13 protein-coding genes are annotated in these 12503 nt (G+C 67.4%); 7 read left to right on the forward strand and 6 right to left on the reverse strand.

Annotation, left to right across the window (positions count from 1 at the left end; all coding sequences use genetic code 11):
* Positions 1–91 precede the first annotated feature (91 nt).
* Positions 92–1777, reverse strand: a complete 1686-nt coding sequence (locus ACFVJX_RS32505; RefSeq protein WP_384135311.1) for a thiamine pyrophosphate-binding protein — start codon at positions 1775–1777, stop codon at positions 92–94.
* Positions 1774–2802, reverse strand: a complete 1029-nt coding sequence (gene speB, locus ACFVJX_RS32510) for an agmatinase (RefSeq protein WP_384135314.1) — start codon at positions 2800–2802, stop codon at positions 1774–1776. Before speB ends, ACFVJX_RS32505 begins: the two co-directional genes overlap by 4 nt.
* Before the next feature lie 829 nt (positions 2803–3631).
* Here speB and ACFVJX_RS32515 point away from each other — a divergent pair.
* The 4 genes from ACFVJX_RS32515 to ACFVJX_RS32530 all read left to right on the forward strand — a co-directional run bounded on the left by ACFVJX_RS32515 (position 3632) and on the right by ACFVJX_RS32530 (position 6460).
* Positions 3632–4378: a hypothetical protein gene (locus tag ACFVJX_RS32515; RefSeq protein WP_384135317.1), complete on the forward strand. Its 747-nt coding sequence runs from the start codon at positions 3632–3634 to the stop codon at positions 4376–4378.
* A 197-nt stretch (positions 4379–4575) separates the two neighbouring features.
* A complete protein-coding gene (locus ACFVJX_RS32520; RefSeq protein WP_384135319.1) occupies positions 4576–4863 on the forward strand; it encodes a hypothetical protein in 288 nt (95 codons plus the stop codon).
* A 164-nt stretch (positions 4864–5027) separates the two neighbouring features.
* On the forward strand, positions 5028–5633 hold the full coding sequence (locus ACFVJX_RS32525; RefSeq protein ID WP_384135321.1) for a pentapeptide repeat-containing protein: 606 nt from the start codon (positions 5028–5030) through the stop codon (positions 5631–5633).
* A 206-nt stretch (positions 5634–5839) separates the two neighbouring features.
* On the forward strand, positions 5840–6460 hold the full coding sequence (locus ACFVJX_RS32530) for a hypothetical protein (RefSeq protein WP_384135324.1): 621 nt from the start codon (positions 5840–5842) through the stop codon (positions 6458–6460).
* A gap of 43 nt (positions 6461–6503) precedes the next feature.
* Here ACFVJX_RS32530 and ACFVJX_RS32535 read toward each other — a convergent pair whose 3' ends face one another.
* Positions 6504–6812: a hypothetical protein gene (locus ACFVJX_RS32535; RefSeq protein WP_384135326.1), complete on the reverse strand. Its 309-nt coding sequence runs from the start codon at positions 6810–6812 to the stop codon at positions 6504–6506.
* 112 nt (positions 6813–6924) lie between these two features.
* On the opposite strand from ACFVJX_RS32535, the gene ACFVJX_RS32540 reads away from it, so the two are divergent.
* Together ACFVJX_RS32540 and ACFVJX_RS32545 are read left to right on the forward strand one after the other, a co-directional pair.
* Positions 6925–7722 carry a helix-turn-helix domain-containing protein gene (locus ACFVJX_RS32540; protein WP_384135329.1) on the forward strand — a complete coding sequence of 266 codons (798 nt, stop codon included), beginning with the start codon at positions 6925–6927 and terminating at the stop codon, positions 7720–7722.
* Positions 7715–7921 (forward strand): DUF397 domain-containing protein, encoded by a 207-nt coding sequence (locus tag ACFVJX_RS32545; RefSeq protein WP_384135332.1) that lies wholly within the window; start codon positions 7715–7717, stop codon positions 7919–7921. Before ACFVJX_RS32540 ends, ACFVJX_RS32545 begins: the two co-directional genes overlap by 8 nt.
* Positions 7922–7963: 42 nt before the next feature.
* Here the strand turns inward: ACFVJX_RS32545 and ACFVJX_RS32550 are convergent, their stop codons facing one another.
* Complete coding sequence (locus tag ACFVJX_RS32550; RefSeq protein WP_384135335.1) at positions 7964–8305, reverse strand: DUF5713 family protein; 342 nt, start codon at positions 8303–8305, stop codon at positions 7964–7966.
* 65 nt (positions 8306–8370) lie between these two features.
* Positions 8371–9846 carry a sodium:solute symporter gene (locus ACFVJX_RS32555; RefSeq protein WP_384135338.1) on the reverse strand — a complete coding sequence of 492 codons (1476 nt, stop codon included), beginning with the start codon at positions 9844–9846 and terminating at the stop codon, positions 8371–8373.
* 123 nt (positions 9847–9969) lie between these two features.
* Between ACFVJX_RS32555 and ACFVJX_RS32560 the strand changes: the two genes are divergently transcribed.
* Positions 9970–11445 carry a PucR family transcriptional regulator gene (locus ACFVJX_RS32560; RefSeq protein WP_384135341.1) on the forward strand — a complete coding sequence of 492 codons (1476 nt, stop codon included), beginning with the start codon at positions 9970–9972 and terminating at the stop codon, positions 11443–11445.
* A gap of 274 nt (positions 11446–11719) precedes the next feature.
* On the opposite strand, the gene ACFVJX_RS32565 is transcribed toward ACFVJX_RS32560, so the two are convergent.
* Positions 11720–12145: an SH3 domain-containing protein gene (locus ACFVJX_RS32565; RefSeq protein ID WP_384135344.1), complete on the reverse strand. Its 426-nt coding sequence runs from the start codon at positions 12143–12145 to the stop codon at positions 11720–11722.
* Positions 12146–12503 lie beyond the last annotated feature (358 nt).

Consider the following 12503-nt stretch of genomic DNA (forward strand, 5'->3'; position numbering starts at 1 on the left):
TCCTCCACACCTACAACCACCACCGCTGCCACACCGCACTCAACGGACACCCGCCCATCCACCGCGTGAACAACGCTGCGGGTCAATACACCTAGAGGTGGGTCGGCTCGAACATCCGGAGCAGGGCCGGGAGCACGACGACCGAGGGACCCGGCTGCGCGAAGGACTTCGCCAGGTCGTCGGCGAGTGCCTCGGGGCTCGTGAGGACGGCCGGGACACCGAACGACTCGGCGAGGGCGACGAAGTCCGGACGGGCCAGCTCCGTCCCGGTGGTCTCGCCGAACGTATCGGTCATGTACTCGCGCAGGATGCCGTACCCGCCGTCGTCCACGATCAGCCAGGTGACCGGGAGGTCGTACTGGCGGGCGGTGGCGAGTTCCGCGATGGAGTACATCGCGCCGCCGTCACCGGAGACCGCCAGGACCGGCTTCGTACGGTCGGCGGCCGCGGACCCGATGGCCGCCGGGAGACCGTAGCCGAGGCCGCCCGCGCCCTGGGCCGAGTGCATGGTGTTGGGGTGGCGTGCGTCGAAGGCGGACCAGGCCCAGTAGGCGAGGATCGTCATGTCCCAGAAGCTGGGGGACGTGTCGGGCAGCGCGGCCCTGATCCCGGCGACGAGGTGCTGTTCCAGGGTGAGCCCCTGGGCGGCGATCCGGTCCCGGACCAGGCCGAGCACGGCCGAGACGCGCTCGGCGGCGGACGGGTCCTCGCGCGGGGTGACGGCGTCGAGGAGGTCGGCCAGGGCGTCCCGGGCGTCGGCGTGGATGCCGAGCGCGGGATGGTTGGACTCCAGCTTCCCGGCGTCGGCCTCGATCTGGATGACCCGGCCGCGCGGCCTGAAGGTGTGGTAGTTCGAGGAGAGCTCGCCGAGTCCGGAGCCGACGACCAGCAGGACGTCGGCGTCCTCCAGGAAGTCCGTCGTGTGCCGGTCCTCCAGCCAGGACTGGAGCGAGAGCGGGTGCTCCCACGGGAAGGCGCCCTTGCCCCCGAAGGTGGTGACGACCGGGGCGCTGACCCGTTCCGCGAGGGCCCGGAGCTTGCCGGAGGCGTCGGAGCGTACGACCCCGCCGCCCGCGATGACCGCCGGACGCTGCGCGTTCGACAGCAAGTGGGCTGCCACGGCGATGAGTTCGGGCCGGGCGTGCAGCTCGCGCGGGGAGGCGTCCATCGCGGTGACGACGGGCAGCGTCGTCTGTGCCAGGAGCACGTCCTGCGGGATCTCGACCCAGACCGGGCCGTGCGGGGCCGTCAGCGCGGACTCCCACGCGGCGGCGATCGCGGACGGGATCTGGGAGGCGGCCCGCACGGTGTGCACGGACTTCACGACATCGCGGAACGACGCCTTCTGGTCGCGCAGTTCATGCAGGTAGCCGTGGCGCCCGCCGCCGAGACCCGCGGTCGGGATCTGACTGGAGACTGCCAGCACGGGCGCGGAGGCCGCCGCCGCCTCCTGGAGCGCCGCGAGCGAGGTCAGCGCGCCCGGCCCGGTGGACAGGAGCAGCGGGGCGACCTCGCCGGTGACGCGCCCGTAGGCGTCGGCGGCGAAGCCCGCGTTGTTCTCCACGCGGAGGCCGACGTAGGTGAGGGAGGAGCGGCGGAGCGCGTCGAACATGCCCAGCGCGTGCTGTCCGGGCAGCCCGAAGACGGTGGTCGCGCCGAGGCCCTGGAGCGTCTCGACGGCGAGGTCGCCACCGGTGCGTCCGGGCGGCGGGTCCAGTGCGGCGGCGATCTGCGCGGGCGTGAGCTCGGGGCGCTCGTCGTGGTGGTCGTGGCTCACTTCTGCCCGGCCTCCTTCTGTCCAGCCTGCTTCTGCCCGGCCTGCTTCTCACCGGCCTGCTTCTCACCGGCCTGTGCGATCTGGCGGCTCATGATCGTCGTCAGCTCGTACGCGGTGTGCGAGGCGGCGACGGAGGTGATCTCGGCGTGGTCGTACGCGGGAGCCACCTCGACCAGGTCGGCGGAGACCAGGTGGCACGAGGACAGCCCGCGCACGATCTCCAGCAGCTCACGCGAGGTGAGACCGCCAGCCTCGGGGGTGCCGGTGCCGGGGGCGTGCGCCGGGTCCAGTACGTCGATGTCGATGGAGATGTAGAGCGGCCGGTCACCGATGCGCTGACGCAGCTGGTCGGTGATCTCATCGACACCCCGCCGCATGACGTCGGCGGAGGTCACGATCCCGAAGCCCATCTTGGCGTCGTCGGTGAGGTCCTGCTTGCCGTACAGCGGGCCGCGGGTACCGACGTGGGAGAGCGCCGATGTGTCGAGGACGCCCTCCTCCACGGCCCGGCGGAACGGGGTGCCGTGGGTGTACTCGGCGCCGAAGTAGGTGTCCCAGGTGTCGAGGTGCGCGTCGAAGTGGAGCAGCGCGACGGGCCCGTGCTTCTTGGCGACGGAGCGCAGCAGCGGCAGCGCGATGGTGTGGTCGCCGCCGAGCGTCATCAGCCGGGCACCGGTGGAGAGCAGATCGTCGGCCGCGGCCTCGATCGTCTCGACGGCCTCGTTGATGTTGAACGGGTTGGCCGCTATGTCACCGGCGTCCGCGACCTGCGCCAGGGCGAACGGCGAGGCGTCCTGCGCCGGGTTGTACGGACGGAGCAGCCGCGAGGCCTCCCGGATCGCGTTGCCCCCGAACCGGGCGCCGGGCCGGTAGGAGACCCCGCTGTCGAAGGGCACACCGACCACGGCGACATCGGCCCGGCCGACCTCGTCGAGCCGGGGCAGCCGGGCGAACGTCGCCGGCCCCGCGTACCGCGGGACGCGGGAGGAGTCCACGGGTCCGCGCGGCGTTTCGGTGCTGCTCATGGAGTGGGTGGCCTTTCCTTCGATTACGCGCTGCCTCGAGTGTGCCGGACGTCCCGGAACGGCACGGAAGCACCCGCACGGGTCCACTGATGACGCTAAGCGGCGGAGCGGCAGGCCTGAAGTGTATGTTTCATCCATTCTCGCCACCCGTGAGGGATGAAACGCACACATGGACGGCCACTGCCGAGCCGCCGCCCCGGCCGGCCTTCTACCGCCACCTGACGCCACGGCCAACGCGACACCGGGCGGCGCGGCGAACAACCTGCCGGTTGGCTCGGCGGGCCACCACTTGCCGAGCAACAGCATGGACGGCGGGGGGCCGGGCAACCCCGAGCGGGGCGGCTCGGGCGCAGACACGCCCCACGCCAACGGCCCGACCTCGCGCAGCAGTCACACCAATCCCCCGTCGTACGGGGGGCGGGGCTCGGAAGCCTCGTCCGGCGGATCGAACACTCACGAACCTGTCGAGCCCGCGCACGGCCACGACGGCGAGCGCCAGGCTGACACTCAGGAACCGCATGAGCCAGCAGAGAGCCCAGATGCCTCCGTTTCCTCGGGACCACGAGAGCACGGCGAACTAAGCAGCGACCCGGACTTCACACGCCGCACGCTACCTCCCGGCCAAGCAGAACTCTCCCTGCGGGAGCTTCGCGCCCTGCGTGCTGGACGACACCGCTACACCACGGCAGAGAAGATAGGCCGGGAAATGTTCGGTGGCAGCCCGGAGCGGCACTTTCGCGTTCCGACCCACGACCACCCGTACTATCCAGTGGAGGCGCCAGGCGGACGAAAGGCAGACGTCCCTGTAGACCTTCCGCACGGTCGGACCTTGGCTGTAGAAATCAAACACTACTTGGAATACAGAACGATCAGACTGGCAGATGGAACAAGTCAAGCCATAAGAGGAGAGGTTCCACTCAATGCAGGTATAATTGAGCAGATAAACAAGGACCTCACTCTACGGCGCATGGATCCCAAATATGATCCCAGGTGGGTCTTCACGGACGCCCCTCCATCCGAGGCTCTGCGAAATTACCTCACCCAGACTCGCATAATATTTGTCGAATACGGGCCCGCACCTAAAAATAGACACCACATCAAAAAGGGATGCAAAATGGAGGAACAAAATATGCCCAACCCCGATCTCGAGCAATGGGCTGCGGAGGGACGCCGTACCATCATTGACGTTTCCGACACGCTAGGGGTTCCACCGGAAATCTACACGAGCGATCCACTTAACCTAATTCCTGCTCTTCAAAATTACGTATCTCGACTCCCTCTTGGACAGTTTGAGAAATCGGATTGGATAACTCTACAAAGCGATCTAATGGCATATGTTGCAGACGTTCTGATTCAACGACATGGGGCCCACTGGATCGTGGTGGACGACACCATGACAATCCGCGGGTATCGCTACGTGATCGAGACCACCGGCCTCGACGGACAAACTCGCAGAGTCGATCCTGTCGACGTCGTACTGGAAGAGTTCAAGACACTTCCCATCGAAGTCGCCAGGATGCTTGCCACAGCAGAATTGACGTTGCATCTGACTCATCAAGTCAACGAAGAAGAATAGCTGAAGGGTGTGGGCAGCAGGAGCATCCCACTTTCAGATAGAGCATGGGGCGAGAACGGGCACCTCACGAGGGAGTGGAAGAAGAATCCCAGTTAAGAGTCGGGTTCCCCAATTCTTGGACCACTCCCACGACAGCGCTCAAGTCGCCACCCCCAGCGCACGTTCAAGCCGGTCGATATCAATAGAAGGAATTGAAAATGGAAAAAGATTTTCCGGGTTTCCTGAGGGTCTATCTCGACGAGGAGCAAGCGTACGACAATTCTGGCTACTTGCGCCCCACCTTGATGAGTTGTAACGCATCCTACGTCCAAGCCATCCGCGAAGGTTTCAGCGAGATTATTCGGGATAAGGATTTCGGGACAGCAGAGTACGAACGCTTGACGAATATTGAGTTCCCAGACTATGACTCCCTTCAAAAATATCTCGTGAACATGCATTCCTACTTGTTCGAGAATTCCATCACCCAGCCACTCCCTCCCGGCTAGCATAAGCTACCTATACCGCCTCGCTCTCGACGTGATACGCACTCCGCACTCGAAATCACTCTTCGCCAGATCAAACCTGCATCACATCAGCATCAACGACACACAAGCGACGTTCTGGAGTGATCAAATTTCCTGGACCACATGACAGTCGATTCCACATTAAAATGCTCCCGGCCAACACGCAGACTATTAGTGTACTGAATGATTGGGCCACCAAAAACGATGCCCTGCTGGGCGTAACAGGGCTAGATCTAACTGGAGCCGATATCTCGGGTGCCGATCTCGCCAACGGGCTGTTCACAGATGCCATCCTTCGCTACGTCAACCTGTCCGGCGCCGACCTATACAGATCTCACCTGGAGGGCGCCGACCTGAGCGGGGCGAACCTCTCCGGGGCCACGCTCGTGAAGGCCGTACTGGATGAATCATCGTTGAGTTGTGCGAACCTCGACCGGGCCAATCTCGGAAGCGTGGAAATGTGGGAAGTTGATGCCCGGGGAGCATCCTTCAGGCTCACAAAACTTGATGGGGCCGGACTACTCGGCGTGAGACTTCAAGGCTCGGACCTGTCGTACGCAAGCGTTCAGCAAACGTCATTCCAAGTCGTCATGGACGAACAGACGGTCGTACTGGGACTTACGGGAAAGGTGTTCGGTCCGGCAACAATCGACGAAGGACACGAATTGCGAGAGATCACGGGCGTAGATCTCGTAGCCTGGCTGAACAGCAGAGGCGCACATGTTCGGGTCCTCTCTCCTCAGGGCTCCTAACACGGCCATCGTTGCCTCATCGTCGAGACTCCCACAGGCGCTGGCCTGCGCCGGATATCGAGGGCAGGGACCGACATTCGCGAGACTGCGCCCCACCGACAGACGCCTTGACCCAAGGCTGTTGAGTGCCCCAGCCTGCCTGCCGTGCCCCTGCACCGGCCAGTGCGTTTCGCAGGAGTGTCAGTGGCCCCCACTAGGTTCGTCTCATGAGTTCTTCCTTGAGCGTGTATCTGCTGGACGTGGCCGCTGCACGCACCCTGGTCGGATCCCGCGATGACCAATTGCTGGAGTTGATACGCACCGACTTCGGGGATGACCTGGCCCGCGACGACGACTACCACAGTTACGCGATCGAGCAGGGCTCCCCCACGGCAGACGAGGCGCTCCGAGCGGTCATCCACGGCGGCCCCTTCAGTGAAGACCGGGACCATGCCTTCCAGTACAGCTACGCCTACCAGCGACTGTGCTCGCTCACCGGTGCGTTCCTGCCCAACGACTGCTTCACTCCGCACAAGGGCCACTGGCTGTCTGTCGTCGACCGAGGCCTTGCGGCCCTGGGCATCACCGCTGTGTCCGTGGATGCGTTCAGCTACAGCGATCTGCCGACTCCCCTGCCATACACCGACATACCGGGCTGCGGTGAGTGGGAGCCCACCCTTATCGCCCAGGCGCTCCAGCAGTTCGAGGCCACCAAGCGTGCGATCGACGAGTCAGGTCAGGCCCCGCCGCTGGAGCCCGAGGTCCTGGAGGCAGTCAGGCAGTGCCTCGGCTGGATGCGGCACGCGGAAGCCCAGCCGGGCTTCGGCATCATTGGTTTTCGCTTCTGAAGTCGCGGCGGGGGCGACGAGATACCCCCTCGACCGAGCAGTCCTATCCCAGGAGCCGCAGGCCACGGCTCGTGGCGATTCGGTGGGCGTCGCGCAGCGACTCGGCCATGCGGGCGGCCAGGAAGCGGAGTTGGTCGGCGGTGGTGTCCCGGTCGCCGAGCATGTCGTCCGCGTGGTCGAGGAGTTCGACGCACATCGACAGTTGCACGCTCTCCATCTCGTCGGCCAGCCGGGAGACGTACCCCTTGCCGTCCCCGGAGACGTAGCAGGGCTTCCCCTCCGGGCTCGACCACGGCAACAGCCGCAGCGCCTCTACTCGACTACCGCCCGCGCCACCTGGGGTCTTCGTCATCGCGCACCCTTTCGTTGCCATGTGTAGCGATCCACTCACAGGGTGAGAGGGACGCGGCTAGGCTCGCCAGGGGATACGGAGTGACACCGCCTTCGTCGCACGGGAGTCGGCCTTGAGCAATACCTACGGTGAGTGGTTGAAGGCCCGGCGCGAGGCCGCCGGAATGACGCAGCAGGAGCTGGCCGATGCGGCGATCATGACCCGGTCGCACATCTCGCACATCGAGGGCGGACGGCGCGTGCCGTCGCGGGAGGACGCGCGGCGTCTGGACCTGGCCCTGGGTACGGGGGATGTGCTCACTAGTTTTCTGCCCGCGCAGGATGACTCCTCCATTGCGGAACGCTTCGAGGCCGCCCGGCAGCTCGAACAACAGGCCACGGTGATCCGCGAGTTCGCCATCGCCTTCGTCCCGGGGATCCTCCAGACGCGGAGATACTCGGATGCCGTGCTGGGCGTCGCCTTTCCTCCGTTCAGCCAGGAGGAACGTGACAAAGCCGTTGTCGCACGTCTGGAGCGCGCCAGGATTCTGGACAGTCCGGTCTTCCCCGTGGTCTGGGCGCTCCTGGACGAGTCGGTTCTGCGGCGGGTAGCCGGTAGTCCGGAGATCATGGCCGAGCAGATCATGCATCTGGTCCGCCTCGTCGAGAGCGGTCGGGTCCGAGTGCACGTACTGCCCTTGGGCTCGGGCATCTATCCGCTGTTGCAGGGCATGGTGTCGCTGATGTGGTTCGAGGACCAGCCACCGGTGGCGTACTCCGAAGGCATCCATATGGCCAAGGTCCATGACTCGCCGCACTTGGTCGAGCGCATCCAGGGCGCCTACGCTCTCGCCTTGAGCGATGCGCTGCCACTACCGGAGTCGGTGGCTCTGCTCAGGGCTGCAGCGAAGGAGTACGGACACCGTGAATGAGCGCACCACTTCGACCGGGTGGCGGAAGTCGTCGTACAGCGGGCCTGAGAAGGACAGCTGCCTCGAAGTCCGGGACCACCACCCCCACGCCGTCCCCGTCCGCGACTCCAAGGTGCCCGGTGGCCCCGCCCTGCTCATACCTCTCGCCGGCTGGGCCTCGTTCGTCGAAGCGGTCAAGGCCGGGACGCTGTCCGGCTGACCGGACCGAGGCGCCGGTCCTCGCACCCGCGCTCCCCGCCCCTCACCACTCCCGCGCCGCGATCAGCTCCTCCGCGTCCGCGTCCGGGAAGCCGTACGCCTTCGCGATGAGCCAGAACGCCTCGCCGATCTCCTCGCGGGCCACCGTCTCGATCTCACTGCCCGCCGCGTCGAACTCCGCCTCAAGGGCGTTGAACTCCTCGGTCGCCACCGCCGTCAGCGCGTACAGCGCCACGAGGTCGGCCGGGTGCTCCGACTCGATCCGTTCGCAGAGGCGCAGCAGTATCGCCTTGCCCTTGTCCAGGACGTGGTCCGGGAAGTAGTCGTCCTTGTACAGCGGGAGCAGAAGCGCGTCCTGCGCGAGGTGTTCGTTGGTGATCGCCATGGTGGCCTCCCCTTCGTCCCTCCCGATGCTGCACCACGCCACTGACAACGCCCGGTGCGGGCAGGTCAGCCCGCGACCCGCTCCCCCGGCGACTCCGCGGACTCCGTCTCCCCGCCGCGCCCCGCCAGCCGTTCGCGCCAGGCGGCCAGCACCTCCGCGTCCGTCGGCTTCGTCGCCAGCGAGACGATGACGTACACGGCCAGCGAGGCCAGCAAGCCGTAGTAGACCGGCTCGTTGGCGAGGATTCCGTAGCCCGCCATGAGGCCGATCACCGCGACGCCACCCACCGCGACCGCCGCCAGCGCGCCGGCCGCAGTGCCACGGCGCCACAGCAGGCCGCCGAGGATCGGTACCAGCAGGCCGCCGACGAGCAGGTTGTACGCGACCGTCAGGGCCTCGACCACGTTGTTCAGCGCGATGGCTATAAGGATCACGGCGAGCCCCATGATCAGGATGAAGGCGCGGTTGCCCTTCACCTCATCGCGCTCCGCACTGTCCCCGCCCCGGGACACCGCGCCCCGCAGCCGCGACCAGATGTCGTTGTTGGCCACCGTCGCGCAGGCGATCAGCGCGCCGGATGACGTGGACATCACCGCCGCCAGTGCGGCGGCGAGTACCAGACCCCGTACGCCCACCGGGAGTTCGTCCTTGACGATCGTCGCGAAGGCCGCGTCCGCGGTCGGCAGCTTCGGGTACATGACCTTGGCCGCCGTGCCGATGACCGCCCCCGCGACCGCGTAGACCAGACAGTACGTACCGGCGACCGTTCCGCCCAGGCGGGCCGTGCGGTCGCTGCGGGCGGTGAACACCCGCTGCCAGATGTCCTGGCCGATCAGCATGCCGAAGGTGTAGATCAGCACGTACGTGAAGATCGTCTCGCCGCCGATGCCCAGCGGGTCGAAGTACTCGGTGGGCAGCTTGGCCTTCATCTCGCTGAAGCCGCCCGCCTTGATCACCGCGATGGGCAGCAGGAGCAGCAGCACACCGATGGTCTTGACGACGAACTGGACCATGTCCGTCAGCGTGATCGACCACATGCCACCGAGCGTCGAGTACGCGACGACGATGGTGCCGCCGAGGATGATCGCGACGGTCCGGTTCATATCGAAGAGGACGTCGAAGATGGTGGCGTACGCGATGGTCGATGTGACCGCGAGCATCAACGTGTACGCCCACATGACGATGCCCGAGATGAGCCCGGCCCGGCCGCCGTAGCGCAGGTCGAGCATCTCGGAGACGGTGTAGACCTTCAGCCGCGCGATGCGGGCGGAGAAGAACACGGAGAGGGCCAGCAGGCCGAGGCCGATCGTGAAGACCATCCAGGCACCGGACAGGCCGTACTGGTAGCCGAGGCCGACGCCGCCGATCGTGGAGGCGCCGCCCAGGACGATGGCGGCCATGGTGCCGGAGTACATCCAGGGGCCGAGCCTGCGGCCCGCCACCAGGAATTCGCTCTTGGACTTGGCGCGGCGCATGCCCCACCAGCCCATGGCGAGCATGCCTGCCAGGTAGACGACGATCACGGCGTAGTCGACTGCCATGGGCTTGCCTCCGTCTCGATCGCAAAGTCACAGGTGTGGGTGGTGAAGACGGTAGGTGGCCCGGCGGCGACGCTGAAGTGTACGTTTCATCCATTCTTGCCGCACTGAACGGACGGTCCATCCATGTCGGAACTCTCCGCGGGACCGGGGGCACCGGCCACGCCCCCGACCCCGCCCATCCCGCTGACCGAGCTGTTGGCGCGGGAGGAGCTCGGGCTGCGCAGGATCGCGGGGCCCGCGGAGGCGGAGCTGCTGTGGGTGCACACATCGGAGATGGCCGACCCGTATCCGTATCTGCTCGGCGGTGAGCTGCTGCTGAGCGCCGGGGTGCTGCTCACGGACCCGGACACCTATGTGGCGCGGCTGGTGGAGGCGGGGGCGGCGGCGCTCGGTTTCGGGGTGCGGCCGGTGCACGAGACCGTGCCCGCGGAGCTCGTGGCGGCGTGTGAGCGGCACGGGCTGCCGTTGGTCGAGGTGCCGCCCGAGACTCCGTTCACGGCGATCGCCCGTGCCGTGTGGCGGTTGATGGCGGAGGCCCGGCTGCGCGAGCTGCGCCGGGTGACGCGCGCCCAGCAGGCCCTGGCGACGGCGGCGGCCAGGACCGATCCGGTGCCGGCCGTGCTGCATCAGCTGGCGGCGCAGCTGGAGGGGCGGGCGGCCCTGCTCTCGGCCGACGGCGAGGAGCTGCACGCCGACGGCAGGGAGCAGGCGCCCGGTGTGCGGTCCGCGCTCGCCCGGCTCTCCCGGGTGGTCACGCCCGTCGTACGCCCCGCGCCCGCCTCGGCCACCGACACCCTGGGCGGCACACATCTGTCCGCGTACGCGCTGGGCGGCGGGCAGGGGCTCGTTCTGACCCTGGCCACGGAACGCCGCGAGGCGGGCGATCACACCATCGCCGGGGTCGCGGTCGTGCTGCTCTCCCTGCTGGCCGCCCCGCACCAGGGCGCCGACTCCGCGGGCCGTTCGGCGGCGCTGGTGCGTCTGCTGCTGGGCGCGGACCCGGCGGGCGTGGCCCCGCTGCTGGGCGGCGGGGAGCTGTGGACGGTGGTGCACGCGCGCCGGGGCGGCGGCGACCCGGTGGACCCGCTCACCGCCGGGGCGCTCGGCGCGGCCCTGGGCTCGGCGCTGGTGGACGCGGGCCGGGGCGGCGACGCGGTGCGGGTGCTGGTGCCCGGCGGCGACCGGGTCATCCCGCAGCCGGGGTGGACGCTCGGCGCATCGGCCCCCGCCGCGATCACCGCACTGGACGTGGCCGACACCCAGGCGTCACGCGCCCTGGGCCGAGCAGAGGCGACCCGCACCCCGCTGGCCCACCATCGCGCGGACACCGGTCGCGGACTGGCCGCCCTCATTCCGGAAGAGGCCGCCCGGGCGCACTCCCGCGCCCTGCTGGCCCCGCTCACCGAGCCGCTCGCCGAGACCCTGCGCTGCTGGCTGAGCCTGCACGGCAGCTGGGACCGCACGGCCACCGCACTTCAGGTGCACCGCAACACGGTCCGCCAGCGCATCACCCGCTGCGCCGGTCTGCTGGATGCGGACCTGGACGACATGGATGTGCGGACGGAGCTGTGGGTGGCGCTCACTCAGCGATCTCTTTGAGCCAATTCCGTTCCGCCCGAGCCCCTTCGGATTCCGCTTGAGCCCCTTCGGATTGCGCTTGAGCCCTTCCCGATTCCGTTCGGCCTGTCCCCGCTCGGCCTGTCCCCGCTCGGGCCGTCCCCGCTCGGGCCGTTTCCGCTCGGGCCGTTTCCGCTCGATCCGCTTCGCGGCGCCGAGGCGCCCTCCGCCGCAGTGGGTTCCGCGACGGAAGACGCCTCGGCGAACGGTCAGCCGGGGATACCGGAGATGCCGAAGATGCCGCAGATGCCGCGGATCAGCACTTCGCGCTCGCCGGCAGGTTGCCCCGCTTGTCGCCCTTGAAGTAGATGGCGCTGGCGTAGCCCCAGCTTCCACCGTCCTTGTTCTGCACCTTGAGCCAGATGTTGTTCGTGTAGCCCTCGGCGGTGACGGTGTCGCCGACGATCCAGCACTGGGCCTTGTGCGGGTTGTCCGCCAGCCCCAGCGTTCCGATCTTGGCTGATCCCGTGTGCGGACCGGAGCGCTGGTTCACCTGCGCCCAGATGTTGACCGAGTAGGTCGCCGCCGCTGCCGACGGGGCCGGTACTGCGGCCACGGCCCGGCTCGTGCTCACGGCCGCGTCCCCGGACGGCTGCGGAGCCGCGGACGCGACCCCCGCCGTCACCGTCAGCGCCCCGGCCAGCAGTGCGCCGCCCGCGATCAGGGCACGCGAACGTGTCATGACTTTCTTCATGTGATCCCCCGTTGAAGATGCCTGCCCCGCCTGAGGCAGGACCTGTGTGGCCACCGGTTGCCATGGCCACCGGACACCAACAGCTTGCACATCGGGGCGACTTCACCCCACCCCCTATGGGCGGATGGACCGATTCCTCCCGGACGCATGGCTCAATTTCGATCCTTGACGCTTTCGGGATACAGCGCTAATGCGACTCGGTCGCGCACTGCCACCGTCCACCCGCCCGTTCTCCCGCACGGGCGCCCACGGCCCCGCCCCCTCCGGCGTGCTCAGCATCACCCTGGACAGCCCCGGTGACCGCCGGGTAACTTTTAACCAAGGCTGAGCAAGCGCTTAGCCGAGC

The sequence above is a fragment of the Streptomyces sp. NPDC127177 genome (assembly GCF_042672475.1).
In the GTDB taxonomy this organism is placed as follows: Bacteria; Actinomycetota; Actinomycetes; order Streptomycetales; family Streptomycetaceae; genus Streptomyces.

What these genes read in the sequence shown, in the direction of transcription:
- speB (WP_384135314.1), bottom strand. Translation starts at nt 2,802, where the DNA reads ATGAGCAGCACCGAAACGCCGCGCGGACCCGTGGACTCCTCCCGCGTC.
- ACFVJX_RS32520 (WP_384135319.1), top strand. Translation starts at nt 4,576, where the DNA reads ATGGAAAAAGATTTTCCGGGTTTCCTGAGGGTCTATCTCGACGAGGAG.
- ACFVJX_RS32525 (WP_384135321.1), top strand. Translation starts at nt 5,028, where the DNA reads ATGCTCCCGGCCAACACGCAGACTATTAGTGTACTGAATGATTGGGCC.
- ACFVJX_RS32530 (WP_384135324.1), top strand. Translation starts at nt 5,840, where the DNA reads ATGAGTTCTTCCTTGAGCGTGTATCTGCTGGACGTGGCCGCTGCACGC.
- ACFVJX_RS32535 (WP_384135326.1), bottom strand. Translation starts at nt 6,812, where the DNA reads ATGACGAAGACCCCAGGTGGCGCGGGCGGTAGTCGAGTAGAGGCGCTG.
- ACFVJX_RS32550 (WP_384135335.1), bottom strand. Translation starts at nt 8,305, where the DNA reads ATGGCGATCACCAACGAACACCTCGCGCAGGACGCGCTTCTGCTCCCG.
- ACFVJX_RS32555 (WP_384135338.1), bottom strand. Translation starts at nt 9,846, where the DNA reads ATGGCAGTCGACTACGCCGTGATCGTCGTCTACCTGGCAGGCATGCTC.
- ACFVJX_RS32560 (WP_384135341.1), top strand. Translation starts at nt 9,970, where the DNA reads ATGTCGGAACTCTCCGCGGGACCGGGGGCACCGGCCACGCCCCCGACC.
- ACFVJX_RS32565 (WP_384135344.1), bottom strand. Translation starts at nt 12,145, where the DNA reads ATGACACGTTCGCGTGCCCTGATCGCGGGCGGCGCACTGCTGGCCGGG.